A 26,966-nucleotide genomic window follows, 5' to 3' on the forward strand; every position below is an offset into this window, starting at 1 on the left:
GATGACTGCTGCTCCAGGCCCCATGGGCGCCCCCGCGGGCGTCGCGACCATCCAGCCCGCCGGCTCCGCGCGATACTCGGGACGGTGGGCGGAGGCGGCACTGCTCGGCGTCGCCCTGGTCCTGGGCCTGGGCGGCTTCGTGCTCACCGCTCTCAACCGCACCGGCTCCTCCCCGACACAGACCGTGGTCGTGGCGACCGCCTTCCTGGCCCTGACCGTCCTCATGCACCTGTGGGTGCGCTACCACGCCCCGTGGGCCGATCCGGTCCTCCTGCCAACGGCGGTGGCACTCAACGGGATCGGTCTGGCCATGATCCGACGCCTGGACCTGGCCTATGAGGCCAACGAGCAGTGGCAGTTCTACGTGGGCTCCAAGCAGCTCGTCTGGACGCTGCTGGGCGTCATCCTCTTCTGCGCCGTGCTCCTCCTGCTGCGCGACTACCGGCGCCTGAGGCGCTGGGACAACTGGGCCATGTGGTCCGGTCTGGTCTTCCTCGTCCTTCCCTTCATCCCGGGCATCGGCCAGAGCATCAACGGCGCCCGCATCTGGATCCGGATCGGCCCCATGAGCTTCCAGCCGGCCGAGCTCTCCAAGGTGCTGCTGGCGGTCTTCTTCGCCTCCTACCTGGTGGCCAACCGGGACAACCTGGCCCTGGCGGGCCGCAAGGTGCTGTGGATGAGCCTGCCGCGGGCTCGCCACCTGGGCCCCCTGTTCATCGTGTGGGGCGTGAGCATCTGCGTCCTGGTCCTCCAGAAGGACCTGGGCTCCTCGGTCCTGCTGTTCGGCCTGTTCGTCGTCGTCCTGTACGTGGCCACCGACCGGCCCTCCTGGCTGCTCATCGGAGCGGCCCTGTTCCTCCCGGCGGCCTGGTTCGCGGCGACGCATCTCCATCACGTCCAGCAGCGCATCAACGGCTGGCTCCACGCCACCGACAACGCCGTGTACAACGCCGCCGGCGGTTCCTGGCAGCTGCTGACGGGCATGTTCGGGATGTCCACCGGCGGACTCATGGGGGCCGGATGGGGCAAGGGGTCACCGACTCTCGTCACCTTCGCCAACTCCGACTTCATCTTCGCCTCGCTGGGTGAGGAGCTGGGCCTGACCGGCACGCTCGTCATCCTCATGCTCTACCTCGTTCTCATCCAGCGGGGGCTGCGCACCGCCGTCTCGCTGCGCGACGGCTTCGGCAAGCTCCTGGCCGTGGGCCTGTCCTTCGCCATCGCCCTGCAGATCTTCGTGGTCATCGGCGGTGTCACCCGGCTCATCCCGCTGACGGGACTGACCCTGCCCTTCCTGGCCTACGGCGGTTCCTCACTCCTCGCCAACTGGGTCATCCTGGCCCTCCTGCTGCGCCTGTCCGACGCCGCCCGGCGTCCGGCCACCCACGCACCGCGGATCATCGACACCGCCGAGCTGCCGCTCTCCCTGCGCCGCCAGGTCCAGGACGCCGGAGCCGAGGAGTCAATGGCCGAGGACGTCGACGACGCGCCCACCGGAGCCGAGCAGGCCGACGTCGGGGGCTACGCGTCCCCATCAGCCGCACCCGGCCCCGGCAGCCCGTCGGATGACGCCCGCCCCGCCGTCACCGTCAGTCCGGAGGCGCCGTCTCCGCCGTACACCGCACCGGGCGGGGAGACCCTGCGCTCATCGCGCGCCCCGGGCTTCACTGAGGACAGCGACAGGAGGCAGCAGCCATGAACCGACAGATTCGTCAAGTCGCCTTCCTGGTACTGGTCATGTTCACCACGCTGGCCCTGTCCGTCACCAGTGTCCAGGGCCTGGCCCGCCCCTCCGTGTGGGAATCGTGGTCGGCCAACGGGGCCCTCAACTCCGACCCGCGCAACCGCCGCACCGTCAGCCGTAACTTCGACACCGAGCGGGGCCCGATCCTCCTGGCCGGTGGCACCACAATCGCCAGCACCCAGAAGTCCGACGACGGTCAGGGCTCCGAGGACTACCAGCGCGTCTACGCCAACGGGCCGCTCTACGCCCCGGTGACCGGATACTTCTCGCCCGCCTTCGCCTCCATGACCGGTATGGAGAAGGAGGGCAACTCCGTACTCAACGGGGACGACCCCTCCCTGTTCTCCTCCCGGATCAAGACCCTCATCACCGGTGACTCCCAGCGGGGCGGGGCCGTTGAGCTGACCATCAAGCCCGAGATCCAGCAGGCCGCCTACGACGCCCTGGCCGGGCGCGAGGGCGCCGTCGTCGCCCTGGACCCCAGCACCGGGGCCATCCTCGCCCTGGTCTCCAGCCCCTCCTACGATCCCTCGGCCTTCGCCACTCGGGACGGGAACGCCGCCAATGAGGCCAACACGACCCTCAGCCAGGACTCCTCCCGCCCCCTGGACAACCGGGCCATCGCCGGCAACCGCTACCCGCCGGGCTCGACCTTCAAGATCATCACCACGGCGGCGGCGCTGCGCACCGGCAAGATCACGACGGACCAGGAGGTCGACGCCCCCGACACCATCACCCTGCCGGGCACCAGCCACTCCCTGGAGAACTACGGCGGAGAGTCCTGCGGCGGCGGCCGGACCACCTTCTCCCACGCCTTCGCCGAGTCCTGCAACACCCCCTTCGCCCAGCTCGCCATCAACGTCGGCGAGAAGGAGCTCTCCAAGGAGGCGAAGAACTGGGGCTTCGACTCCGACCTGTCCATCCCGCTGAAGGTCACGCCGTCGACCTACCCGGACAACGACTCGCAGGCGCAGACCGCGATGGCCGGCATCGGTCAGGCATCGGTACAGGCGACCCCGCTCATGATGGCGATGGTGGCAGCCACCGTGGCCAACAAGGGTGAGCAGATGACCCCCTACCTGGTCTCACGCACCCTGGACCCCGATCTCAACGAGGTCAGCGCCACCTCCACGAAGGTGGCCCGCACCCCGATCGACTCGGCCACCGCCTCCTCCCTGTCCTCCCTCATGCAGAAGGCCGTCGCCGACGGCACGGGCACCAGCGCCCAGGTCGCCGGGGTTCAGGTGGCCGGCAAGACCGGTACCGCCGAGACCGGCACGGACAGTGGCCCGACCACCTGGTTCGTGGGCTTCGCCGGCACCGACATCGACAAGCCTCAGATCGCGCTGGCCGTCGTGCTCGACGGCAATGCCGAGACCGAGGACGGCGCCACCGGTGGCAAGGTGGCCGGCCCCGTCGCCGCCAAGGTCATCGATGCGGCGGTGGACCAGTGAAACCTGTTGCTGGGCTCCAGCTCCAGGGCCGCTACGAGCTGGTGGAGCAGATCGCCCTGGGCGGTATGGGCCAGGTGTGGCGCGCCACCGACCTGCGTTCGGGCCGGGCAGTGGCCGCCAAGATCCTGCGCCCCGAGCTGACCGGCGATGAGATCTTCCTGTCCCGTCTGCGCGCGGAGGCCAAGAACTCTCAGGGCCTGCGCCACCCGAACCTCGCCGTCGTCCTGGACTCCGGGGAGAAGGACGGGACCGGCTGGCTCATTATGGAGCTCGTCCAGGGGCGCGCCCTGTCGGACATCATCGCCGAGAAGGGGACCCTGTCTCCCGCCGAGATCCTGCCGGTCCTGGCACAGGTCGCCCGCGCCCTGCAGGTCGTCCACGACTCCGGCGTCGTGCACCGGGACGTCAAGCCCTCCAACATCCTCATTAACCGCGAGGGCCTGGCCAAGCTCACCGACTTCGGCATCTCCACCGGCATCAACCAGCGCCCGCTGACGGCCTCCGGCATGGTGATGGGCACCGCCCAGTACCTCGCCCCCGAGCAGGCCATGGGCAATATGGCCACCCCGGCCGGGGACCTCTACGGTCTGGGCATCATCGCCTACGAGGCCCTGGTGGGGCGGCGCCCCTTCAGCGGAGCCACCCAGGTGGATATCGCCTTCGCGCATGTCAACGAGGAGGTTCCCGCACTTCCCGACGCCGTCCCGCCTCAGGTCCAGGCCATCATCCTCAAGCTGCTCGCCAAGAAGCCCTCCGATCGGCCGCACTCCGCCCGCGAGGTGGCCCGCGCCCTGGACCGGGCGGTGGTGAACCTGCCCACGGATGCGTGGGATCCCCGTGAGGCACTCAGCTGGGAGTCCACCGGCCGCCGTGGCCCGCAGACCCGCGAGCTGCCCCAGCCGGCCACGGTGCGTCCCGGCCGTCACGCGGCCCAGGAGCCGACGCCGTCGCGCACCGCCCGGCACGCCTCAGGACGGTCCTTCCTCGGTCTCAACCTGCTGACCCTGAGAGTCCTCATCCCGGCCCTCGCGCTCATCACCCTGCACAGCACAGGTACGCTTGCCCATGCGCATCAGGTCGTGCCAGCCTTGATGCTGAGCATCCCTGTCAAGGAGGTACTGTGACCAGTCAGTTCCCCCAGGTCCTCGCGGGCCGTTACGAGATCCGCGACCTCATCGGACGTGGTGGTATGGCAGAGGTGCACCTCGGCTACGACACTCGCCTGTCGCGGGTCGTGGCCATCAAGCTGCTGCGTTCGGACATCGCCGGCGACCCCACCTTCCAGGCCCGTTTCCGCCGCGAGGCCCAGTCCGCGGCGGCGCTCAACCACCCCGCCGTCGTCGCCGTCTACGACTCCGGCGAGGAGGAGCTCCTCCAGCCCGGTGGCGCCAGCCGCACCGTCCCTTACATCGTCATGGAGTACATCGAGGGGCACACGGTGCGCGAGCTCCTCAGCGAGGGCGAGGCCGTCCCGATCGCGGAGGCGGCGGAGATCGTCTCCGGTGTCCTGGACGCCCTGGAGTACTCCCACCGGGTGGGGATCGTCCACCGTGACATCAAGCCCGGAAACATCATGCTGACCTCCACCGGCGCGGTGAAGGTCATGGACTTCGGCATCGCGCGGGCCATTGAGGACTCCGCCTCCACGGTGACCCAGACCCACACGGTGGTGGGCACCGCCCAGTACCTCTCCCCGGAGCAGGCCCGCGGCGAGTCCGTGGACGCCCGCTCGGACCTGTACTCCACCGGGTGTCTCCTCTACGAGCTGCTCACCGGCCAGCCGCCCTTCCAGGGCGACTCCGCCGTGGCCATCGCCTACCAGCACGTGCGGGAGATCCCCAAGCGCCCCTCCTCGCTGGCGGCCGATGTCCCCGAGTCCCTAGACCGGGTGATCCTCAAGTCGCTGGCCAAGAGCCGGGAGGACCGTTATCAGGACGCCGCCCACATGCGCGCCGACCTGCAGGCGGCCGCGCGGGGCATGTCCGTGGCCGCGCCGGCCGCCGACTCCTGGTCCCCGGCCACCTCGGTCATGGCCTCACCGGCCGCCGAACCGGTTCAGCCCACCTCCTCCTTCGCCCAGGTGCCCTCCGGGGCCTCTCCGATGCAGGCGGCCAAGGAGGCCGAAGAGCCCGAGGAGAAGCCCAAGAGCCACGCCTGGGTCTGGATCCTCATGTTCCTGCTCTTCATGACCCTAGCCGTCGTCGCCGGGCTGTGGGCCGCCGGGGGCTTCGACAACCAGCCCACCCCGACGCCGAGCCCCACCATCAGCAAGGTGGAGGTCCCCGACATCTCCAAGCAGGATGAAGAATCGGCCAAGAAGACCATTGAGGACGCCGGACTGAAGTTCGCCAAGGACGAGGTCGCCAACGACGAGGTCAGTGAGGGCCTGGCCGTCTCCTCCGACCCGGAGAAGGGCACGAAGGTCGAGCAGGGCTCCACCGTCACCGTCCACTTCTCCACCGGATCAGCCATGGTCAAGGTTCCCGACCTGACTGGCAAGACCCAGGAGGACGCCCGTAAGGCCCTCAAGGACGCCGGACTCGAGGGCGGAAACACCTCCCTGGAGGACTCCGCCACGGTCGCGAAGGACCGGGTCATCTACACCAACCCGCAGGCGGGGAACTCCGTTGCGCGCGGTACCGCGGTGGACCTGGTGCTCTCCACCGGCAATACCTCCGTGCCCGATGTCGCCGGCCAGGACGAGGCCACGGCGAAGAAGTCCATCGAGGACGCCGGCCTGAAGTTCAAGCGCGGCGACGACGTCACCTCCGCCGATGTCGAGCAGGGCAAGGCCGTCTCCTCCGACCCGGCCGCGGGCTCCAGCGCCTCTGCGGGAGACACGATCACCGTGCACTTCTCCAGTGGTGCCGCGGCCACGCCGACGCCGAACGGCACAGTAAAGGTTCCCAATAACCTCAACGGGAAGACAGTCGAGGAGGTGACGAACGAACTGAAGAATGCCGGCCTCAACGTCGGTGGCCAAATCGATAAACCCTCCAAGGATGTGGAAGAGGGTAAGGTCATTGGCACTGAACCGAAGGCCGGCACTCAGGTGCCCGTCGGTTCCACCGTCAACCTCACGGTCTCCAGTGGTAGTGGTAAGGACAAGGACGGAGAGGGCAATAACAACCAGCAGCCCAATCCAGGCGGAGCAGGTAACAACAACGGCGGCTGAGCGCCTGAGTTAACCGTGGTCTCGAGTTCGAGCTTGAGCCCTCCGCCCGGATGGCCGGCCCCATGCTGCGTCGAGGACGCATCTGAGCCTGCGAGCACGGGCCTCGCGGTGACAGTCCGCGAGCCTTAAGGTGCGTCCGCGCGTACCTCGGGGCACCCGGATCCGGCAGGCCGCAGCCACCGGCCCTCACCGCTCAGGGTGGGCTCGCCCCTACCCCAGCAGTCCGGCGCGCTCGGCGAGGACCGCCAGGTGCACCCGGTTGCGGGCACCTACCCGCTCCTGCGCGCTGCGCAGGTGGGCCTTGACGGTCGAGACCGAGATGTACAGCCGGCTCGCGATCTCCTCAGTGGTCAGCCCCTCGGCGGCCGCCGCAATGACCTCGAGCTCGCGCCGACTGAGCCCCGCCGCCGCCTGCCGGGCCTGGGCCACGGCATGCTGACGCTCCTCGGAGCGGGCGTCGTAGGCCGCCAACGTCGGTGCCATCGGCTGAGAACGCACGTATCGCAGCAGCTCGGCGAGCGCCCCCGGCGAGAGCACCGACTCACCCGCCATCACCCGACGCAGCCCGGCATTGAGCTCCTCGGAGGCGGAGTACTTGAGCAGGTACCCCACAGCGCCGGCCTCAATGACGCGCACGACGGCGTCGTCGACGTCCCAGGTGGTCAGCGCCACGACGTGGGGGTGGCGCGGTGCGGCACAGATCTGGCGTGTGGCCTCGATCCCGTCCATGACGGGCATGCCCAGGTCCATGAGCACGATATCGGCCTCGATACGGCCCACGGCGTTGATCGCCTCACGGCCGTCACCGGCCTCGGCGACCACGACGTAGTCCTCACGTGGCCGCAGGAGCGGTTTGATGGCGGCGCGGGTCAGGGGGTCGTCGTCGACGAGGATGACACGGACCGGGGAGGCCGGTGTGGGGGACGCGGGCCGGGAGGCTGCGGGGGCCGGGACGGTGGAGGGATCGGGCACGGGGACCAGCCTAGGTGCGCGCGCCGACACAATCACCATCCCAACGGCCCAGGCGCCCGGATTGTTCAGGCCGGTGAACTGCGCGCCGGCCGGTATCTCCCGGCTCGGGCCGTGCAGAGCCGGTAGGTGACCGCTCAGTGGCCGGTCTGAGGCGACTCCGCGGAGCGCCAGGGCAGGTGCGCGCTCACCACGAACCTGCCCTGGCCGTCGGGGCCGGCGTGGAAGGAGCCGCCGCAGATCTCCGCCCGTTGGGCCATGCCGCGCAGGCCCGAGCCGCTCTGGAGGTCGCCGGCCACGACTCCGGGTCCTGACACTGCTCCCCGGTCGACGCCGGCGGCCCGAGGCGCCTCACAGGACTCCGCGTCGTGAGCCTCCGGCTCAGGCCGGCAGATCCGGTTGGAGCAGGTGATGTCGATACCGGTGTCCGGACCGCCCTCGACGCGCAGCTGAACGCTCATACCGGGTGAGTGCTTGCGGGCGTTGGTCAGGGACTCCTGGACGATCCGGTAGACGGCTCGGGAGAGCACCTCGTCGGCCTCCGCAGCCCGGTCGAGGTAGATCGACGAGCTGAGCGGCTGGTGGGCGGCAAGGACCCCGTCCACCACCTCTCTGAGGTCCTCCAGGCGCGGGGCGGGCTCGACCGCCCCCACTGGCTCGCGCAGTACGGCGAGCAGGGAACGCAGGTCCCGCATGGCGTCCTGGGCCTCCTGCCGAACGCGCTGAGCGGCGGCCCGCGGATCCTCCTCATCGAGGGCACCTGCTGAGTCCGAGGCTTCCGAGCCGTCTGGGACAGGGGAGCTCTCCGACGTCGTCAGGACCCCGCGCTCCAGGGCGGCGGCGTGGAGGGCGAGCAGCGACAGGCGGTGGCCGAGTCCGTCATGCACCTCGCGGGCCACGCGCTCACGCTCGGCCTGCAGGCTGACGGTGTCGGCCAACCGGGTCGAGGCTCGGGTCTGCTCCTGAGCGGTGCGCTCGGCCCGGGCTGAGGCGTCGGCGGCCTCCTGAGCACGGCGTCGGGCCTCCTCCTCACCGTCACGCATGCGCAGCCACAGTCCGACGGTGACCGGCAGGGACATGACCACCACCGCGAGGAACAGCACCGGCACCGCCGACACATGGGTCACGGCATGGGAGTCGGGGGAGGGAGAGGTGATGACGCCGATCATCGAGCTCCCGGTGGATCCGTAGCTCGCGTCCCGGAAGAGCGCCGCCAGGGTACCGACGGCGAGCAGCGCGCCCGTGGCCCACGGGACGGGGTCGCGCAGGGACCGGGACCGGCGCACCACGGTGGTGAAGGCGATGAGTCCCACGGTGGTGTCCAGGGCGGCGGCGGCACCCGCGAGCGCCGAGGCGACCGTGATGGGCACAGGCCAGCGCCGACGCAGGAAGACCGCCACGAGAAGCGCCAGCCCCATGAGGATTCCTGCGGCGTCGAGCAGTGGGTGACTCTCCTTGAGAAGCCGCTCATGATCGAAACGTGTTCCCAGTGCGATGAGGAACCCCATGGCGCACAGGATGAACAGGCCCAGGGATCGCAGAATCCTCTGGGTGACCTCGAGGGCACGGCGTTGCGACGGGGACAGGGAGTCCTTGAACGAGGGCACCGGTCTCGCAGGGTCGTACGATGCGGGACCGGCGGGCGCCGCCGTCATCGGGGGGCGGACGTACGGGCCCATCGCCGCAGGAGTGCCGGGAGGAGCGGGATGAGCGGGCAACGCGGGATACGGGGACGGCCCGCTGTATCCCGCGGGCCCCTGGTATCCCAGATGTCTCGGATAGGTGGGATAGGGGTAGGCGGGCGGACTCGACCGGTATGGCAGGACCGGCGCCCCGAAGGCGGGCTCATTCCGACCACCCCCGGGCCGACCGCCCCCGGAACCAGCACTCTTGCCCGACACGGTTGGGGTGCCGAGGGCAGGAGTGGGCGGGTGGCCGGGGACTGACATGTGCTCACTGTAGATCCGGGCACTGACGCGCATGATCGCCCGATAGGACACGATTCGGGGGCTACAACACGGGAGGCCTTGTCCTTTCGGACAGTCACCATGAGTGCCCTTTCGGATGGCCTCCTCGGACTCATCGGTCGATGTGCGTGCAGCACGACCGGGGCCATCGTTGTTCCCGTCAGCTGATCCCGTCAGCTCCAGTGACCACTCACCATCTGGAAGGGCGCTGCCGCATCCCGCTCAGTGCCTCACCTCCCGCATCTCGAAGGACCCATCATGACCAGCCCAGTCAACCCAGTCCCGTCCTCGCCCGCCGGTGTCCCCGCCGCAGGCTTCCCCGCCCCGGCCGCAGGCATGAGCATGCCAGCCCCCGAGCCGAAGCGCTCCTGGTTCGCCCGGCACAAGATCCTCACCGGTATCGGCGCCTTCGTCGCCGTCGGCATGATCGCCTCCGCGCTCAACGGTGGTGGAGGCTCAGGGGACTCGGGCACTGCCACCGCCACCCCGCCCTCCGTCCAGGCGATGGCCACCGCGCCCGCTCAGGAGACCGCCGGCCAGGACTCCGCGGCCGCCCCCAGCCCGCAGCAGCAGACGCCGACCAACGATGCCGGCAAAGCGGACTCGAACTCAGGCTTGAGCTTCCCCGGGAAGCAGAGCGGCGACGTCGTCGGAAACGCCGGTGACACGATCGACGACGACGGCGTCAAGGTGAGCGCCACGACCGTGGCCGCGGGCGACGCCACCCTGGGCCCCACCGCCTGCTCGACCATCACGATCACCAACGGCTCCAAGAACACCCTGGACGTCAATGCCCTGGACTTCACGTTGCAGAACCCGGCCGGGGCGATCAGCAACAGCGGCTTCCTGGGGTCGAGCAACCACCTGTCCTCGTCCACGCTCATCGCGGGCGGCTCGGTCAGCGGCGACGTCTGCTTCGATACTGATGTGTCGGCCGGAGGACAGTACGTGCTCCTCTACAAGCCCACACTCTCGCTGTTCGGGCACCGCCGGGCCTGGATCAACAACCTCTGATATCCCAGGGGCCCACAGGTGCATCTGGCGCGTGTGGGCCCCATCGGCCGGGGACATTCCGCGCGGCCAGGTGCGTGTCGTTCCGGCCGGGGGCATTCGACGCCGTCGGGGACAGGATTCCGGTCCCCGACGGCGTCGAATGCCCCCGGCCGCACAGGAATGTCCCCGCACGCGTCACATGTCCCCGGCCGTGCAGATATGTCCCCGATCTCGCGGGGAACCGGCTCAGATGCAGCGGGCGGACAGGACGCCGTCGATCGCGCGCAGCTCCTCAAGGACCTTGAGCTCGATCTCGCCCTCGACGTCGACCAGCGTCACGGCCAGCTCGCCGCGGGACTTGTTGAGCAGGTTGGCGATGTTCTGCCCGTGCTGGGCCACGATCGTGGAGACCTGGCCGACCATGTTGGGCACGTTGCGGTTGACGATGACGAGCCGGTGGGTGCCCTCCTGTCGCGCCATGACGGCCTCGGGGAAGTTCACCGAGTTGTGGACCTGCCCGTCCTCGAGGAAGCCGCGCAGGGAGTCCACTGCCATCATGGCGCAGTTGCGCTCGGCCTCCTTGGTGGAGGCGCCCAGGTGGGGCAGGGAGATGCACTTGGGGTGCTTGTGGACCTGCGTGGAGGGGAAGTCGCACACGTAGCCGCCCAGCGTGCCCTCGTCCAGGGCCGCCACGACGGCGTCGGTGTCGACGATCTCGGCCCGCGCGAAGTTGAGCAGCACCGCGGTCTCCTTCATGAGGGCCAGACGCTGGGTGCTCACCAGTCCACGGGTGGCGGGGATGAGGGGCACGTGGACGGTGAGGATGTCGGCACGGCGGAAGACCTCCTCCATGGAGTCGGCCCGCTCGACCTCGGCGCTCATGTGCCAGGCGTGCTCCACGGAGATGCCCGGGTCGAAGCCGACGACGTTGAGCCCCAGCCCCAGGGCGGCATTGGCCACCTGCACGCCGATGGCCCCCAGTCCGATGACGCCGAGCGTGCGGCCGGGAAGCTCGAATCCGACGAACTGCTTCTTGCCGGCCTCGACGGCCTTGGCGATCTCGGCGTCGTCCCCCTGAAGGGTGTGGGCGAAGCGGGCCGCCGGGATGAGGTTGCGCGAGGCGATGAACAGGCCCGCCAGGACCAGCTCCTTGACGGCGTTGGCGTTGGCGCCGGGGGTGTTGAACACGGGCACGCCCCGCTCGGTGAGCGCCTCGACCGGAATGTTGTTGGTGCCGGCGCCGGCGCGGGCCACGGCCAGGACCGATTCGTCGATGGGGGTGTCGTGGAGCTTGGCCGAGCGCACCAGGAGGGCGTCGGGGCGCTCCACGGAGCCGCCGACCTCGTAGAGATCGTCGGGCAGACGGGACAGGCCGGCCCCGGAGATGGCGTTGAGGGTGCGGATACGGAACTTGTGGTCAACGCTGCTGCTGGTCACGGAGGTACTTTCTGCAGGACGGTCCGGGTGGAGGAGGGGTGTGACGGACGGCCGGGCCCGCAGGCCGGCCGGGACGGCGGGCGCTCAGGCCCGGGCGGCGAAGTCGGTCATGTAGTCGATGAGGGCGCGCACGCCCTCGATCGGCATGGCGTTGTAGATGGAGGCGCGCATGCCGCCCACGGAGCGGTGCCCCTTGAGGTTGGTGAGCCCGGCGGCCTCGGCACCGGCCAGGAAGTCGGCGTCGCGAGCGGGGTCGGCCAGGGTGAAGGGCACGTTCATCCAGGACCGCGAGCGCTCCTGAACCGGGTTGGCGTAGAAGTCGGAGGAGTCGATGAAGCCGTAGAGGAGCTCGGCCTTGGCGCGGTTGCGCTCGGCCATCGCCTCCAGGCCGCCGCCGTCCTCGATCCAGTGGCCGATGAGTCCCAGCAGGTAGATGGCGAAGGTGGGGGGCGTGTTGAGCATGGAGTCGGCGTCGGCCATCTTCTGGTAGTCCAGGACGGTGGGGGTCACCGGGCGGGCCCGCCCCAGCAGGTCCTCGCGCACGATGACGACGGCCAGACCCGAGGGCCCCATGTTCTTCTGGGCGCCGGCGTAGATGAGGCCGTAGCGGGAGACGTCGATGGGCCGCGAGAGGATCGTGGAGGAGAAGTCGGCCACGAGCGGGACGTCGCCGGTATCCGGCACGTAGTCGAACTCGACGCCGCCGATGGTCTCGTTGGGCGTGTAGTGCAGGTAGCGGGCCGCCTCGGGGACCGTGAAGGAGCCGGGCTCGGGGGTGGTCGTGTAGGAGGAGGCGGCCTCGTCGGCGGGCACGACGACGTCGATCTCGTAGGCGCCGGCCTGCTTGATGGCCTTGGCGGACCACTGGCCGGTGTTGAGGTAGGCGACCGTGTCACCGGGGGCGGTCAGGTTGAGGGGGATGCCGGCGAACTGGGCGCTGGCCCCGCCCTGGAGGAAGAGCACGCGGTAGCCCTCGGGGACGCCCAGGAGTCGGCGCAGGGTGGCCTCGGCGTCGGCCGCGCAGGCCACGAAGTCGGCCCCGCGGTGGGAGACCTCCAGGACGGACATTCCCGATCCGCCCCAGCTGGTGAGCTCGGAGGCGGCCTGCTCGAGGACGGGCAGGGGGAGCTGGGCGGGACCGGCGGAGAAATTGAAGACGCGCACGGAGTCATCATTGCCGCTTATACGCGCGGCGGCAATCTCGTCCCACCTGGCGACGCCCACCGACGTCGGCCCGCAACCGGAACGGGGCGCAACAGGGCGCAACGCTGCATGAAATTCTCACGTCCGCCGAAAGTATGGGTGACACAGCCGCCTCACCCTGTCAACCAAGCACGTTGTCGGCGATAGCACAGGTGGACCGCTCAACTGAACGCTAGGGTTACCTTCACGCTTAAGTCCCTACCGACAAGTTCTCATGATCGACTCACAGAACGACAACACCCCCTCAGCCGGCTCCACGGCCCCCGTCGTCCGAGCCGCGCAGGAATCTCACGCCGGCGCCGACGACGCGTCCGGCGCATCCGGAGCGGGAGCGCGTCGGCACCCGCTGAGCCGTCAGGTGCTCGACCGGCTCCGCAGGGGACGCAAGCCGCGATTCGGCGCCATCCTCGTGGCGCTCGTCGCCGTGGTCTCCCTGGCCACCGGGTTCCGGGCCTGCAACTGCAACCGGGCCTGGACCGAGGTCTCCGCGGCGGCCACGCCGGAGGCCAATCCGCTCAAGGGCATGATGCCCTTCGCGCCGGCGGACGCCTCGCACTCGCCGGCGCTGCAGGACAACGCCCTGCCCCACACGATGGAGTGGCTGACGCTGCCGGTCAGCGACGTCGTCACCGGGCCGGGCTCGTACGCGTGGGACAAGCTCGATGCACACCTCGACGCCATCGCCTCGCGCGGGCACCAGGCGGTGCTGCGCTTCTACGTCGACTACCCCGGGCGCCCCAGCGGTATCCCGGCCTACCTGCTGACCTCCCACGCGGTGACGACCCACGAGTACACGGTCAACGGCAACGCGCCGGGCCAGTCGCTGGCGCCGGACTACAACGACCCCGAGATGATGTCGATGCTCACCGGCTTCGTCTCCGCCCTCGGCCAGCAGTACGACGGCGACCCGCGCCTGGCCTTCATCACCCACGGCCTGGTGGGCTTCTGGGGCGAGGGGCACACCTTCCCGATGAACGGCAAGGTCTCCGGGGACAACCCCTCCGGCGAGAACTGGATGCCGTCGACGGCGAACCAGAACACCCTCATCGACACCTGGGACGGCGCCTTCCAGGTGACGCCGACGCTGGCGCGCTACCCGTCCGCGGAGACGGTCAAGCGCGGGGTGGGCTACCACGACGACTCCTTCGGCTACGCGACGATGGACACCGCCGACTGGCACTTCCTGCCGCAGCTGAAGCAGGCCAAGGCGGACCAGGCCTGGCAGCAGCACCCGATCGGTGGCGAGGTCTACCCGGGCATCCAGGAGTGCTCCGTGCGCAACCCGGGCAGCTGCATGGCCTCGGGATCCAACGGAGGAACGGTGGACATCAACGCCTCCATCAAGGCCACGCACGCGAGCTGGCTGGTGGACAACTGGGCCTTCACGACGACGCTCAACGGCACCGAGCGCGAGCGGGCCGCGCAGGCCTCCGCCGAGACCGGCTACGACCTGGCGGTGGCGCGCTGGCGGATGCGCAACGGCAAGGTCGAGGTGCAGATCGCCAACAACGGGGTGGCCCCCTTCTACTACAACTGGAACGTGGAGGCGGTGGCCATCAACACCTCCAACGGCATGGAGGTCGGACGCACCAGGCTCAGCGGCGACCTGCGCAAGATCCAGGTCGGCAAGACCCAGACCTTCTCCGGGCAGCTCCCGGCGGACCCGGCCGGGGAGAACACGATCCTGGTGCGCGTGGTCAACCCGTTGGAGTCGGGCCAGCCGCTGCGCTTCTCCAGCGCCGGCCAGGACCAGACGCTTCCCGGCTACCTCACCCTGGGCCGCACCCCCACCCAGTAGGCCGGCCCGACGGCGGAGTCCCAGCTGGGCTCGACTGAAGCCGGCCTCCCGGCCCGGGGCTGCGCCGACAGCTCGCGCACCACCCATCCCGCCGTCGAGTGCGTCGAGACGTGTGGGGCCTACGGCCGGCTGAGGAGCGGGACGTTGACGGCGGCCTGGCGGGGCGTCGGTGTCCATGGCGCTGACATCAACCCTGCACCGGCATCGCGGGCCGAGAAGGAGCCTTGGGATTCCAACGATTCCCGCTGGGCGCTTCGACGGCGGAACCTCTGATGTCAGCACTGTGGACACTGAGCTGCTGACATGCTCGACTCCGCGTGGTCTTGGTCGTGAGGCTGCGCGCCCTCACCTCCCGCCGCCTGACTCCTGCCCGGCCCCGACGCCGCCTCCGCCCCGCCTCACAGCGGGTAGGCCGACGCCTTGCCCTCGATGGCCTCGGTGAGGTCGATCTCGCGCTCGCCCAGGCTGAAGCGGTAGCGGCCCAGGATCTCCAGGGGCTCGTCCTCGGCGGCCAGGTAGGCGCGCACGGCCTCCTTCTCCTCGTCGTCGAGCCAGGTCATCTGGTCCGACAGGCACCGGTACCGACTGGCCTCGGCCACGTCGCGCAGCCACTGCATCTGGGTGTCGTCCAGGAGGTTTCGGCGGTGGCGGAAGAAGACGACGTCGGGATCGACCCCGATGACCCGCCCCAGCCAGAGCCGGTTGATGCCGGCGTGCAGGGCGTTGTAGGCCTTGGCGTCGGACAGGTCGTCGGAGGCGTAGTTCTCCCACATGGGGGCGACGTCGGGTCCCACCCGCACGGCGTCGAGCAACCCGATGGATGGCATGATGAGCGCCCCGGAGCCCAGGAGGAAGGTCTCCTCCCCGGCGGTGTCGCGCACGAGGCGCAGCCCGGTGCGGTAGGCCTCCTCCCGGTCGATCTGGCGGTGCCGGTAGCCGGGGATGGCGGCGGCGTTGATGAAGTCGAGCTTGAGGTAGCTGAAGCCCCACCGGTGGACGATCTTGGCGATGAGCTTGCGCACGTAGGTCTGGGCGGTGGGGTGGGTCGTATCCAGCGCGTAGTAGTCGCCGCCCCAGTTGGAGCCGGCCACGGCCAGTCCGCCGTCGGCGTTGTGGACGAACATCTCCGGGTAGTCGCGCACCGCCCGGGAGCCGGGCAGGGCGATGAAGGGCGCCACCCACAGGCCCGGCTGCATGCCGGCCTCACGGATCCGGGCCGCGGCGGCCTCCATGCCGTCGCCGAAGCTCTCGCCGGCCTCCCAGTCACCGACCGCGGCCTCCCAGCCGTCGTCGATCTGAAGCGTCTTGAAGCCCAGGTCGGCGACCTGCGGGATCTCGCGCTCGAGGGCCTCCTGCGAGATGCTCTCGTAGTAGGAGTACCAGGAGCACCACACGCTCTGCGGCTCGATCTCGCGGCCACCCAGGCTCTCGCCGAGCTCGCGGGCGTAGCGGGCCATGACGGCGGTGGCCGGGCCGGGCAGGATCACCCAGCGCGCCGGGTCGCCGGACTCGGTGAAGGCCTCCAGGACCGCGGTGTCGGCGCGCAGGCGCGGCGTGCGCCCGTCCAGGCAGCCCACGAGCAGTGCCCCGGCGGAGTCCTCCAGGACCGCCATCCAGGCCGAGTGGTGCCGGGCCGGATCATCCCAGGGGGCGTCGTCGGCGGTCCGACGGCGCTGCTCATCGGCGATGCGCATGGGCGCCTCGCTCAGGCGGCGCCAGCCCGACGGCGACCAGGAGTTCTGGCCGGTGCGGTAGAACTCGCCGTCGCGCATGTCGTGCAGGAGGGTCAGGTGGGAGGCCTCGACGTAGACGGCGCCGGTGGCGCCGCCGGCCCCGTGCTGGGTGGTCACCGTGCCGTCGCAGGCCAGGGCGATGCTGCGCCCGGTCAGGGTGATGTGGTGAATCATGCGCTCTCCTCGGCTCCGGCCTGTCCTGCCCGCGGGTCGGGTCCCTCTCGAGACACCAGCACCGCCCGGCTCGCACTGTACGTGCTACCGACCGTCCAGACCGACATTTTCTTCAAAGATGACGCGGAGCCGCGTCGCCTATGAAGAAACCGTCGGTGAGTGAGGATTGTGTTGGCCGCGGTGGAAGTAGGCCGCCAGGTCCGCGTCGAGCTCGGGCACGTCGTAGGGCACGGAGCCCGAGCGCAGGGACCGGGTGGCCAGCACGCCCGCCGCGACGGCGTCGCGCGCACTGACCGGGGAGACGTCGGTGGCCCCGCCGTTGCGCACGAAGCGCAGGAACTCGTCGATGGCGAGCTGGTCGGCGCTGTCGTGCCCGGTGCCCTCCTCGGCGATGACGTACTCCTGGGTGCCGCGCTCGGCGTAGTGCTCCGTGCGCTCGGTCCACACCTTGACGACGTCGCCGGCCCCGTCACCGAGGTTCTCGGCCCGGCCGCGGGTGCCGATGACCGTATAGCTGCGCCAGTAGTCGGGGGTGAAGTGGCACTGCTGGTAGGAGGTCATGACCCCGTTGCGCATGGTCATCATGAGCATGGAGTGGTCCTCGACGTCGATGACGGGGTTGAGGTCGTCGACCTCGTCGGCCGGCCAGTGCTCGAGGCTGAACCAGTCCTGCATGACGGTGCCGGCGCTCGTCCCGGCCGGGCGCCGCCCGGCCTCCCCGTAGACCATGAGCCCGCCCATGCCGACGACGCGGGCCGGCGCGGAGCCGGCCAGCCAGCTCATGACGTCGATGTCGTGGGCGGCCTTCTGCAGCAGCAGGCCGGTGACGTGTCGGCGCTCGGCGTGCCAGTCGCGGAAGTAGTAGTCGCCGCCGTTGCCCACGAAGTGGCGGCACCAGATCGCCTTGAGCTCGCCGATCCGCCCGGAGTCGATGATCGACTTCAGCAGCCGCACCACCTCCATGTGGCGCATGTTGTGGCCCACGTAGAGGCGGGTGCCGGTGCGCCGGGCCACCTCCAGGATGCGGTCGGCGGCCTCGATGGTGATGGCCAGGGGCTTTTCCAGGTAGACGGGGATGCCGGCCTCGAGGAAGAAGCGGGCCAGCTCCTCGTGCGTGTCGTCGGGGGTGGTCAGGACGACCGCGTCGATCCCGTGTCCCAGCAGGTCGCGGTGGTCGGCCACGACCGCCACGCCCTCGGGCAGGAGCCGCTGGGCGCGCTCGGCGGCGTCGGGGGCGATATCGGCCGCGGCGACCAGCCGGGCCGGGACCGGTGAGGAGTCCGCGAGCGCGGCCAGGTAGCAACGGGCCCCAATGCCGACGACGCCGACCCGCAGCTCCCTTGACGCTTCAAACATTCTTTCGCCCTCAGCTCTTCTGGCGGGCCGCCCACCAGGAGCGCAGTGCCTGGCGGGCCAGGTCCTCGCCGATCGGTCCCTTCTCCATGCGCAGGTCCATGAGGAAGCGGTAGGCCTCGCCGACGACAGGCCCGGGGGCCACGCCGAGCTCGGCCATGATCTGGCCGCCGTCGAGGTCGGGGCGGATGGCGGCGAGCTCCTCAGCGGCGCGCAGGGCCTCGATGCGCTCCTCGAGGTCGTCGTAGGCGCGGTCCAGCATGGCGGCCTTGCGGCGGTTGCGGGTGGTGACGTCGGCCCGGGTGAGTCGGTGGAGGCGCTCCAGCAGGGGACCGGCGTCGGTGGCGTAGCGGCGTACGGCCGAGTCCGACCAGGCGGCGTCGGCATAGCCGTGGAAGCGCAGGTGGAGCTCGACCAGCCGGGAGACGTCCTTGATGGTCTGCTTGTCGAAGCGCAGCGCCCGCAGGCGCTTGGCCGTCATCCGGGCGCCGACGTGGTCGTGGCCGTGGAAGGTGACGGTGCCGTCGGGCAGGAAGCGGCGGGTGGCGGGCTTGCCGATGTCGTGAAGGATGGCGGCCAGGCGCAGCACCAGGTCGGGGCCGGGGACGGGTCCATCGGGGCCGGTCTCCAGGTCGATGGCCTGGTCCAGGACGGTCAAGGTGTGCTCGTAGACGTCCTTGTGGCGCTTGTGCTCGTCGACGGTCTCGCGCAGGGCGCTCAGCTCGGGCAGGACGACGTCGGCCACGCCGGTGTGGACCAGCAGCTCCAGTCCGCGCCGGGGCCAGGGGCTGATGAGCAGGCGCTCGAGCTCGGCGCGCACGCGCTCGGCGGAGACGATCTCCAGGCGGGAGGCCATCTCCTCCATGGCGGTCATGACGTCCATCTCGACGTCGAAGCCGAGCTGGGCGGCGAAGCGGGCGGCCCGCATGATGCGCAGGGGGTCGTCGTCGAAGGACTGCTCGGCGCTGACGGGGGTGCGCAGGATGCCGGCGTTCAGGTCGGCCAGGCCGCCGCAGGGGTCGACGAGCTCGAGGTCGGGCAGGCGCAGCGCCATGGCGTTGACGGTGAAGTCGCGGCGGGTGAGGTCCCCGGTGAGGGTGTCGCCGTAGGTGACCTGGGGTTTGCGCGAGCCCACCTCGTAGGCCTCGGTGCGGTAGGTGGTGACCTCCACGATGGTGGAGCCCTTGCGCGCGCCAATGGTGCCGAAGGCCCGGCCCACGTCCCAGGTGGTCTCACCCCAGGCGGCCAGGATCTTCTCGGTCTGCTCGGGGCGGGCCGAGGTGGTCAGGTCCAGGTCGTGGGGGGCCACGCCGAGGAAGGCGTCCCGCACGGGTCCGCCGACGAGGGCGATCTCGTGCCCGGCGCGCACGAAGGCGTACCCCAGGGCCGCCAGGGCGGGGGGCAGACCCTCGAGTGCCTGACGGGCCTTGGGCGTCAGGCCCCGGTTCTCAGCGGAGTCGTCCGTAGGATTGACGGGATCGGCGGGAGCGGGGTGCGCAGTCATCGGCCCAAGCCTGCCATGAACCCTCACCGGCGCGCCGTCGTCGTCGGCCTCAGCATCCCTGTGGTGAGGACCATCCCGCACCGCGGCCACGGCCGCCACCGACCGCCGCCGTCCTCACACCCGTCCGCGCACGGCGCAGTTGTGTGCGACGACGTACTCGGCCAGAGGCGTTCGGCGGTCCGAACGCCCTAGAGTGTCCCCATGCCCTCTCCACGCACTCGCACGCCCCGCGCCGGAAACCCGGCCCACCGGGCGGGTGCGCGCGCCCTGCCGATCGTCAACGAGACCAGCGCCGGCGGCCTGGTCGTCGACGTTCAGAACGGGCAGGCCTTCACCGCGGTCATCGCTCGGCGCAACCGGGGCGGGCGGCTGGAGTGGTGCCTGCCCAAGGGGCACCTGGAGGGCACTGAGACCCCCGAGCAGGCCGCAGTCCGCGAGATCATGGAGGAGACCGGGATCACCGGTCGAGTTCTTCGGCACCTGGCGACCATCGACTACTGGTTCGCCGGCCACGAGCACCGCGTCCACAAGGTGGTGCACCATTTCCTGCTGGAGGCGGTCAGCGGCACGCTGACCACAGAGAACGATCCGGACCATGAGGCCGAGGACGTCGAGTGGGTCGCCCTCGACGACGTCTCCCACCGCCTGGCCTACCCCAATGAGCGCCGTATCGTGGCCGCGGCCTGGGACATCCTCGTGGGGGATGGATGACGGGCACCACCTATCTGTGCGCGAAGGTGGTCACCACGCTGGGCTCCCGGCTGCGGAGCAGGGCGATGGTGACCATTGCCGCCCTACTGGGTGTGGCGGGCCTGGTGATGTGGCCGGTGATCGCTCTGCCCACGGCCGAGGCGGACCAGGGTGCCAACGCGATCCTGGTCGCGCAGTCCGATGGGCTCTCCGCCGACGTCGCTCCGCTCGCCCCGGCGACGCCGTCCACGACGACGGCCTCCTCATCGGCCCCGGCGGCGGCGAGCGAGAAGACCACCAACCAGGTGACCGTGAGTATCGACGCCCTGGCCCCCGAAGTGCTGCACACCGACCAGGACCTCGTTCTGACCGGCACCGTCACCAACGGAACCAGTCAGGCCATCACCGGGGCGGACCTGGTGACCAGGGTGCAGCGATCCACGGAGGCCACGAGTCGGGGTCTGAGCACGTGGCTGACCGAGACTGATGAGTCGGGACTGTCGGACCCGGTCACGGTCCCCCTGGGGCACGACCTCCAACCCGGGGGCGTCACCCAGTTCTCCATCACCATCCCCGCCGGCGAGCTGCCGCTGAGCAGCGCTGACCAGTGGGGGCCGCGCGGCGTCTCCGTCACTCTGGCGGCCCAGGACGTCTCCCTGGCCCAGGACCGCAGCATCCTGGTGTGGGACAGTGGCGCCTCCGTCGCACCGGTGCGTATGACCGTCTTCCTGCCGGTCACCGCCTCCGCGCAGGAGATGGCGGTGCTGGCCGGTCCGCGCACCAAGGAGCGCTCGGAGGCCCTCAACCGCATCCACAGCCGAGTCCTCGGTCTGGTGAGCATGGCCGGTGACGGCATCGTCGCCGCCGTCGACCCGGCGCTGGTCGAGGCCCTCGGCGTCACCAAGGCCAGCCTCGAGCAGGCCGACCGCAACGGCGGTTCCCAGCCCGCGACGCCGGATGCCGCCCCTCAGACACCCCAGAGCGCTGACTCCTCCGCGTCATCGGCCCCGTCCACACCGTCGACGACGGAGCCCTCGGCGAGCGCCACCCCGTCCCCGCAGTCGGGGGGCACCGCCACGACATCACCGTCGGACAAGGCGTCTCACACCTCCAAAGAGGTGATCCAGCTCTCCGCCGCTCTCGCGCGGGCCATCCACACCAACAGCCTGGTGGCTCTGCCCTGGGGCGACTCCGATACCGCGGCCCTGGCGCATCTGCAGCAGACGAGCCTCATCGAGACCGCCGCACGGCGCACCCAGGAGTCAGCCATTGTCAAGGTGGGGGCCCCGACGTCCTTGACCTGGCTGGCCTCCAGCGTCGCGGACGAAACCACGGTCAATGCGCTGGCACAGCCGGCGTCGACCATCATCGCCTCACCGGAGTCCTTGCCTCCGCCCGACGAGCTCACCTACACCCCCTCCGGTCTGGGTGCCTCCGGGGATCACGCGGTCCTGATTCCGGAGCAGTCACTGTCAGAGGCGCTCACCGGTGAGGGCGCCAAGCCCACAGCCCCCGACCAGAGCTCCTCGAACCCCCAGGCTGCCCAGAGCGCCCAGGCGACCGAGCTCGACACCCGCCAGCTGCTGCGCGGCAACAGTGCCATCCTGGCCCGCCAGGCCCCGACGCTGGAACGAGACATCGTCGTGGCGATGCCCCGCCAGGCCGCCTCCGGCGTGCAGTCATCGGTCGTGCGGGAGAGGGTGGCCGCCCTGCGCTCGGTCCCCTGGGCCAGCTCCCAGTCCCTGGGCGCCCTCCAGGAGCGGGCCCAGGAGGAGGTCACGGCCGTCAACGAGGGCACCTCTCGGATCGAGCGCACCGAGCTGTCGGACACGGTGATCGACGACGACGAGCTGTCCACCGACACCCTCGCCGCTGCCGGCCGTACGGCCGGAACCCTGCAGTCGATCTCCTCGGTGCTCTCCGAACCGGCCGCGTTGCTGGGCGACTACACCGACCTGGAGGCCGTCGTCTCCTCCGCATCCTGGCGGGCCGATCCCAAGACCCGCAGTGCCCAGATTCCGGCCGCCGAGGCCTCCGGGGCCAACGTCACCTCCTCACTGGCCGCGGTACCGTCGTCGACCATCAACGTCATCAGCTCCGAGGCGCAGCTGCCGGTGCGCATCACCTCCTCCCTGAGTCAGGACGTCACCGTCCAGGTCTACCTGGTCTCGAACAACAAGCGCCTCCAGGTCCCACGCACCACCACCGTGAGGGTCCCGGCTCACCAGCAGGCCAAGGTCACGGTGCCGATCCAGGCCGTCGGCTCGGGCGACGTCGGTCTGACGGTGCAGGTGCTTGCCGCCGATGGCACCACCGTGGGCACACCCACCACCGTCAACATGCGAGTGCGCGCCGACTGGGAGGGCCGAGGCACCGGCGTCATCGTCGGGGTCCTGGTCTCCATCGTGGTGATCGGTACGGTGAGGACAGTACGACGAGGCCGCCGCACCGCAGTGGCCCCGGCTGCACAGGAGACGGCATGAGCATCATCAAACGTGTACGGACCGGGCGCTCCTCCTCCCAGGGGCGCAGCCAGGCATCCCTGGCGCGGTCCTCGGCCATCATGGCCTCGGGGACCCTGGTCTCCCGCATCCTGGGCATGGTGCGCAACGCCCTGATCGTCATGGCGCTCGGCGCCACCGGCTCGGGCGCCGCCGACGCCTTCAACACGGCCAACAACCTGCCCACGTACCTGTACAACATGATGATCGGCGGGATCCTCAACGCGATCCTGGTGCCGCAGATCGTCCAGGCGCTGCGACGACGCAACGGCGAGGAGGTCGTCAATCGCCTCCTGACCGCCGCGGCCACGCTCATGCTGGCGGTCACGTGCATCGCGACCGCGGCCGCGCCCCTCATCTTCACCCTCAACGCCAATTCCTTGGCTCAGGGGCAGTGGCGCACGCTGTCCTTCGCCTTCGCGTTCTGGTTCATGCCGCAGGTCTTCTTCTACGGCCTGTACGCCCTGTGGGGGCAGGTGCTCAACGCCCGCTCGAGCTTCGGGCCCTACATGTGGTCCCCGGTGCTCAACAACATCATCTCGATCGCATCGATCCTGTTCTATCTCCATCTCTACGGTCGCTACACCACCGGTGAGGGAGCAGATGTCTGGGACGGGAGCCGGATCACTCTCATCGGGGCGACGACGACCCTGGGCATCGCGGTTCAGGCGCTGATCCTCTACATCCCCCTGGTGCGCTCCGGGTTCCGGCCGCGCATCATCTTCGGGGTGCGGGGCCTGGGGCTGGGCAAGACCGTCAAGGTGGCCCTGTGGGCGCTGGCCGGGGTGGGCGTGGCCAGCCTGAGCAACTGGATCACCTCCAACCTGGGCTCCTACGCGGTCACGGCCTCCGAGCAGCCCGAGTACGCGGACGTCATCGTGCCCTCGACGACCATGTGGCTCAACGCCTACCTGGTGTACATGCTGCCCCAGTCCCTGGTGGTCACCTCCATCATCACCGCCCTGTTCACCCGTATGAGTGAGAAGGCCGCAGCCGGTGACGCCGCCGGCGTGCGCGAGGACCTCTCCCTGGGGCTGCGCTCGGCGGGTGTCTTCACGGTGCTGGCCACTGCGGGCATCTGCGTCCTGTCCGTCCCGGCCCTTCAGCTCTTCACCCCCTCGATCTCCCTGCCCGAGGCCCAGGCCAGCGCCCCCATGCTCATCGCTCTGGCTCTGGGCATCATCCCGCAGGGGATCTGGTTCGGGACCCAGCGGGTGATGCTGGCCTACTCCGACACCAAGCGGCTGCTGCTGGCCGACGTCGTCGTCGGCATCATCCCCGTGATCCTGTGCGTCCTGGCCTACTTCGTCGCTCCGGCCAACCATTGGATGACCTGGGCGGGCGCGGCCAACACGATCAGCCAGATCGGGGGCTGCGTGGTGGTCATCCCCATGATGCGCTCCCACCTGCCCAGCCTCGACGGCCGCAGGATCGTCACCACTCACCTGCGTCTCATCATGGCGGTGGCGCCCGCGGTGGTCGTCGGGCTCCTGCTCAACGCGATGCTGGGCGACATCGACGCCGACTCCTCCCTGGCCAACATGTCCGCGGCACTCGGGCACATCGCCGTCGTCGCCACCGTCATGTCGCTCATCTACCTGCTGATGGGGCGCATTGTGAGGATCGAGGAGATCACGGTCGCCTTCCGGCCCTTCTCCCGGATCCTGTCCACGGTCGGCCGTCGTCTGCCCGGCGCACCCGGACGAGCGGTCCTGGCGGCGGCGGCCTGGCTGTCACCGCCGGAGCCACCGGCTCAGGCGACTGCTCAGATGGCCGCCGTTCAGACACCGGCACCCCCGCCGCCACCACCGGCTCAGGCGGCTTCAGGCCCCTCAGGCGTTTCGACGGACGCGACGGCGCATGGTGCTGTTGGCTACACCTCCGGCGGCGCTCGGGCGGTGCCGCCCGCACCCCCGCCGCCGACTCAGGCACAGACCCACTCCTGGGGACAGCCGGGTCAAATGGGGCCGCAGCACGCGGGCGGTCACCCGTCTCAGGCCATCGCGGGCCACCCGCTCGCGCCGCCGCCGGCACCCCCGCAGGCCCCTTCACAGGCTGCGCCACCACCACCGCCCACGAGCGCCGATGCCACGGCCGGCTCCTCCCACCACTGGCAGACCCCGGGGCACGTCCCGCCCAACGCCCCCGGGAGTATCCCGCCGTCGCTGCCGGCCAGCATTCCCCCTTCCCGGGTGGCCACAGGGCAGTCCGCTCCCCACCCGCCACACACCTCTGCCCACACGGGCCACATCACCCCGGTCCGGAGCCCTCAGACAGTTACGATGGGGGCAACTGGTTCAGAGGGACAACCATCTCAAGGAAGGAGACGCATGTCGGAGGCGACGCCTATCGGCAGTGGTCGCTACGGGCTCCTGGGAACGCTGTCCACCACTCTGCCGCGCATTGTCAGGCACCGCGGCGTCGACACGATCCTGGATCGAGACGTCACGATCCTGGTTCTCACCGACGCGACGCTTCATCGCGACAACGTCCTGGAGTCGGCCAGCCGGGCAGTGCTGGTTGAGGACCAGCGTCTTCAGCAGGTCTATGACGTCGAGCGCGCCGAGCCCTCCGTCATCGTCACCGAGCCGCTGACCGGACGCACCTTCTCCTCTCTGGTCTCCCGGGGCATGCCCCCGGCGCAGGCGCGCGCCATCATCGGTGAGACGGCGCAGGCGCTCGACGCCGGCGCCCGCAGGGGCCTGCATCACCTCAACCTGTCTCCCGAGTCCATCCGCGTTCTTCCCGACGGGACGGTCAAGGTCAGCGGCCTGGGAATCGAGGCCGCCGCCCTCGATCTGGAGAACCGAGTCGCCGGCCATGACCCGTCGGCCGCCGACCGTGCCGACGCCCGCTCCCTGGTGGAGATCCTCTACTACGGTCTGACCGGCCGGTGGCCGGGCAAGCGCCCCGGCATTCCCTCCGCACCACGCCTGGGTGGCGTCCCGGTCAAGCCCTCCACGCTCGTGCCGGGAATCGACCCGGTCCTGGATGAGCTGTGCGAACGCACCTGGAGCAACCAGCCCCCCATCTCCTCGGCGGAGGTGGCGCGCTCACTGGGCACCTGGGACCAGGTGACCGGCTACCACGAGTCCGGCCCGACACAGGTCCCCTCGTCCCAGCGCCCCGCATCGAGCGGCGGCAGCACTGGTGGCGGTGGCACCGGCGCCAGCGCCACCGCAGGTGCGACGGCCGCGGTCAGTGCCGCGGGAGCCGGTGTCGCCAGCGCGGCTCGCGGAGTCCTGGACAGGCTGCGGCGCAGTGGCGCCGGCAAGAGCGCCACGGTCAGCGCCTCGGCAGGGCAGACGGCACCTGCGCCGGTTCAGCCGGAGCCGGCACCATCCGTGCCCGCCGCCACCGATGCACCTGCGGAGCAGACCACCGTCATGGAGGCCGCCTCCGCTACCGCAGCACCGACCACGCCGATCCCTGATCCGCGGCCCGAACCGACGGCCGTGCAGGAGCAGTCCGCCGACGACGTCTACGTCCAGGTCACCGGGCCGACGAACCCGATCCCGAATGTCCTGTCAACCGCTTCGGAGACCGTCCCCGGGCCGGCGCCGGTTCCGGCCGAGCCCTTCACCGGCAGCTTCCCGGCCTTCGAGGACGACGAGGACGAGGAGATCGACCCCGAGGCCGCTCGCCGGGAGCAGCGCACGACGAGCTCGGTCCTGGTCACCTTCGCCCTGATGGTCATCGTCTTGCTGGTGGTGGCCAGCTACATCGTGTACCAGACGATCGGCATCCCCTTCGCGGACAAGGACCGTGCGGCCGCTGACACCGTTCCCTCGGCCAGTGCTCAACAGGCCGACGGTGGCGGGCAGCAGCCCGCGACCCAGGCACCCCCGGCCACACCCGAGATCGCCGGCGTCAGCGTTGTGGACAACTCCAGTAACTTCGCTGCCTCGCAAGCTGGATTCCTCGCTGATGGCGACACGAGTAATGAGTGGTCCTCTCATTACTCGGCAACTCCTGACACGGAGCCGGTCGACATTGAGATCAAGCTCAAGAACCCAGCCAAGGTCTCAGAGATCGATCTTCAGGGCACCAGTGAGGGAGGTCAGGTCGAGGTCCACGCATCGGACGCCAATGGCACGATACTCGCTACGAACTCCTTCACTGCAGGTAACACCACGTTGAAGATCGATAAGCCTGAAGAGGTCAACACCATCGTCATTCGAATCACACAGCTTCCCCAAAACTTGAAGAGGACGGAAACGCGTGACAACTACAAGGCCACAATGACGGAGATCACACTCAAATAAGATCTT

General features: G+C 69.9%; 16 protein-coding genes. 9 read left to right on the top strand and 7 right to left on the bottom strand.

All coding sequences use genetic code 11. The features are described from left to right. Window position 1: 1 nt before the first annotated feature. Genes RIV12_RS04665 through pknB form a run of 4 tightly spaced genes read left to right on the top strand, consistent with a single transcriptional unit; the run spans window position 2 to window position 6,373 of the window. Window positions 2–1,699 carry an FtsW/RodA/SpoVE family cell cycle protein gene (locus tag RIV12_RS04665; RefSeq protein WP_309322505.1) on the top strand — a complete coding sequence of 566 codons (1,698 nt, stop codon included), beginning with the start codon at window positions 2–4 and terminating at the stop codon, window positions 1,697–1,699. Further along, window positions 1,696–3,198 carry a peptidoglycan D,D-transpeptidase FtsI family protein gene (locus RIV12_RS04670; protein ID WP_075417912.1) on the top strand — a complete coding sequence of 501 codons (1,503 nt, stop codon included), beginning with the start codon at window positions 1,696–1,698 and terminating at the stop codon, window positions 3,196–3,198. Before RIV12_RS04665 ends, RIV12_RS04670 begins: the two co-directional genes overlap by 4 nt. Then, window positions 3,195–4,322: a serine/threonine-protein kinase gene (locus tag RIV12_RS04675; RefSeq protein ID WP_075417913.1), complete on the top strand. Its 1,128-nt coding sequence runs from the start codon at window positions 3,195–3,197 to the stop codon at window positions 4,320–4,322. The genes RIV12_RS04670 and RIV12_RS04675 overlap by 4 nt, the downstream gene beginning before the upstream one ends. Continuing rightward, window positions 4,319–6,373 carry a Stk1 family PASTA domain-containing Ser/Thr kinase gene (gene pknB, locus RIV12_RS04680; protein WP_309322507.1) on the top strand — a complete coding sequence of 685 codons (2,055 nt, stop codon included), beginning with the start codon at window positions 4,319–4,321 and terminating at the stop codon, window positions 6,371–6,373. Before RIV12_RS04675 ends, pknB begins: the two co-directional genes overlap by 4 nt. Before the next feature lie 210 nt (window positions 6,374–6,583). Here pknB and RIV12_RS04685 read toward each other — a convergent pair whose 3' ends face one another. Beyond that, on the bottom strand, window positions 6,584–7,345 hold the full coding sequence (locus RIV12_RS04685) for a response regulator transcription factor (protein WP_309322509.1): 762 nt from the start codon (window positions 7,343–7,345) through the stop codon (window positions 6,584–6,586). Window positions 7,346–7,479: 134 nt separating this feature from the next. Continuing rightward, entirely contained in the window at window positions 7,480–8,949 is a 1,470-nt protein-coding gene (locus tag RIV12_RS04690) for a sensor histidine kinase (RefSeq protein ID WP_309322511.1), read from the bottom strand. Window positions 8,950–9,567: 618 nt separating this feature from the next. Between RIV12_RS04690 and RIV12_RS04695 the strand changes: the two genes are divergently transcribed. After that, window positions 9,568–10,323: a DUF4352 domain-containing protein gene (locus tag RIV12_RS04695; RefSeq protein WP_309322513.1), complete on the top strand. Its 756-nt coding sequence runs from the start codon at window positions 9,568–9,570 to the stop codon at window positions 10,321–10,323. Window positions 10,324–10,548: 225 nt separating this feature from the next. Here the strand turns inward: RIV12_RS04695 and RIV12_RS04700 are convergent, their stop codons facing one another. After that, entirely contained in the window at window positions 10,549–11,739 is a 1,191-nt protein-coding gene (locus RIV12_RS04700; RefSeq protein WP_309322515.1) for a phosphoglycerate dehydrogenase, read from the bottom strand. Between the two features lie 84 nt (window positions 11,740–11,823). Beyond that, the gene (gene serC, locus RIV12_RS04705) at window positions 11,824–12,903 is read right to left on the bottom strand and encodes a 3-phosphoserine/phosphohydroxythreonine transaminase (RefSeq protein ID WP_309322517.1); all 1,080 of its coding nucleotides are present in this window, start codon (window positions 12,901–12,903) and stop codon (window positions 11,824–11,826) included. 253 nt (window positions 12,904–13,156) lie between these two features. Here serC and RIV12_RS04710 point away from each other — a divergent pair, with 253 nt between their 5' ends. Further along, complete coding sequence (locus tag RIV12_RS04710; RefSeq protein ID WP_309322519.1) at window positions 13,157–14,740, top strand: DUF4832 domain-containing protein; 1,584 nt, start codon at window positions 13,157–13,159, stop codon at window positions 14,738–14,740. 398 nt (window positions 14,741–15,138) lie between these two features. Here RIV12_RS04710 and RIV12_RS04715 read toward each other — a convergent pair whose 3' ends face one another. The 3 genes from RIV12_RS04715 to RIV12_RS04725 form a co-directional block, all read right to left on the bottom strand. Further along, complete coding sequence (locus RIV12_RS04715) at window positions 15,139–16,647, bottom strand: glycoside hydrolase family 36 protein (protein ID WP_075417921.1); 1,509 nt, start codon at window positions 16,645–16,647, stop codon at window positions 15,139–15,141. 138 nt (window positions 16,648–16,785) lie between these two features. After that, window positions 16,786–18,003, bottom strand: a complete 1,218-nt coding sequence (locus RIV12_RS04720) for a Gfo/Idh/MocA family protein (RefSeq protein ID WP_075417922.1) — start codon at window positions 18,001–18,003, stop codon at window positions 16,786–16,788. Between the two features lie 10 nt (window positions 18,004–18,013). Continuing rightward, window positions 18,014–19,504 carry a CCA tRNA nucleotidyltransferase gene (locus RIV12_RS04725; protein WP_309322521.1) on the bottom strand — a complete coding sequence of 497 codons (1,491 nt, stop codon included), beginning with the start codon at window positions 19,502–19,504 and terminating at the stop codon, window positions 18,014–18,016. A 201-nt stretch (window positions 19,505–19,705) separates the two neighbouring features. On the opposite strand from RIV12_RS04725, the gene RIV12_RS04730 reads away from it, so the two are divergent. Genes RIV12_RS04730 through RIV12_RS04740 form a run of 3 tightly spaced genes read left to right on the top strand, consistent with a single transcriptional unit; the run spans window position 19,706 to window position 26,960 of the window. Beyond that, window positions 19,706–20,215 (top strand): NUDIX hydrolase, encoded by a 510-nt coding sequence (locus RIV12_RS04730; RefSeq protein ID WP_075417924.1) that lies wholly within the window; start codon window positions 19,706–19,708, stop codon window positions 20,213–20,215. Beyond that, window positions 20,212–22,677 carry a DUF6049 family protein gene (locus tag RIV12_RS04735; protein ID WP_309322523.1) on the top strand — a complete coding sequence of 822 codons (2,466 nt, stop codon included), beginning with the start codon at window positions 20,212–20,214 and terminating at the stop codon, window positions 22,675–22,677. The genes RIV12_RS04730 and RIV12_RS04735 overlap by 4 nt, the downstream gene beginning before the upstream one ends. Next, window positions 22,674–26,960 carry a lipid II flippase MurJ gene (locus RIV12_RS04740; RefSeq protein ID WP_309322525.1) on the top strand — a complete coding sequence of 1,429 codons (4,287 nt, stop codon included), beginning with the start codon at window positions 22,674–22,676 and terminating at the stop codon, window positions 26,958–26,960. Before RIV12_RS04735 ends, RIV12_RS04740 begins: the two co-directional genes overlap by 4 nt. Window positions 26,961–26,966: the final 6 nt, after the last annotated feature.

The organism is Actinomyces stomatis (assembly GCF_031292835.1).
GTDB lineage: Bacteria > Actinomycetota > Actinomycetes > Actinomycetales > Actinomycetaceae > Actinomyces > Actinomyces stomatis.

What these genes read in the sequence shown, in the direction of transcription:
- RIV12_RS04665 (WP_309322505.1), top strand. Translation starts at nt 2, where the DNA reads ATGACTGCTGCTCCAGGCCCCATGGGCGCCCCCGCGGGCGTCGCGACC.
- RIV12_RS04670 (WP_075417912.1), top strand. Translation starts at nt 1,696, where the DNA reads ATGAACCGACAGATTCGTCAAGTCGCCTTCCTGGTACTGGTCATGTTC.
- RIV12_RS04695 (WP_309322513.1), top strand. Translation starts at nt 9,568, where the DNA reads ATGACCAGCCCAGTCAACCCAGTCCCGTCCTCGCCCGCCGGTGTCCCC.
- RIV12_RS04710 (WP_309322519.1), top strand. Translation starts at nt 13,157, where the DNA reads ATGATCGACTCACAGAACGACAACACCCCCTCAGCCGGCTCCACGGCC.
- RIV12_RS04715 (WP_075417921.1), bottom strand. Translation starts at nt 16,647, where the DNA reads ATGATTCACCACATCACCCTGACCGGGCGCAGCATCGCCCTGGCCTGC.
- RIV12_RS04720 (WP_075417922.1), bottom strand. Translation starts at nt 18,003, where the DNA reads ATGTTTGAAGCGTCAAGGGAGCTGCGGGTCGGCGTCGTCGGCATTGGG.
- RIV12_RS04725 (WP_309322521.1), bottom strand. Translation starts at nt 19,504, where the DNA reads ATGACTGCGCACCCCGCTCCCGCCGATCCCGTCAATCCTACGGACGAC.
- RIV12_RS04730 (WP_075417924.1), top strand. Translation starts at nt 19,706, where the DNA reads ATGCCCTCTCCACGCACTCGCACGCCCCGCGCCGGAAACCCGGCCCAC.
- RIV12_RS04735 (WP_309322523.1), top strand. Translation starts at nt 20,212, where the DNA reads ATGACGGGCACCACCTATCTGTGCGCGAAGGTGGTCACCACGCTGGGC.
- RIV12_RS04740 (WP_309322525.1), top strand. Translation starts at nt 22,674, where the DNA reads ATGAGCATCATCAAACGTGTACGGACCGGGCGCTCCTCCTCCCAGGGG.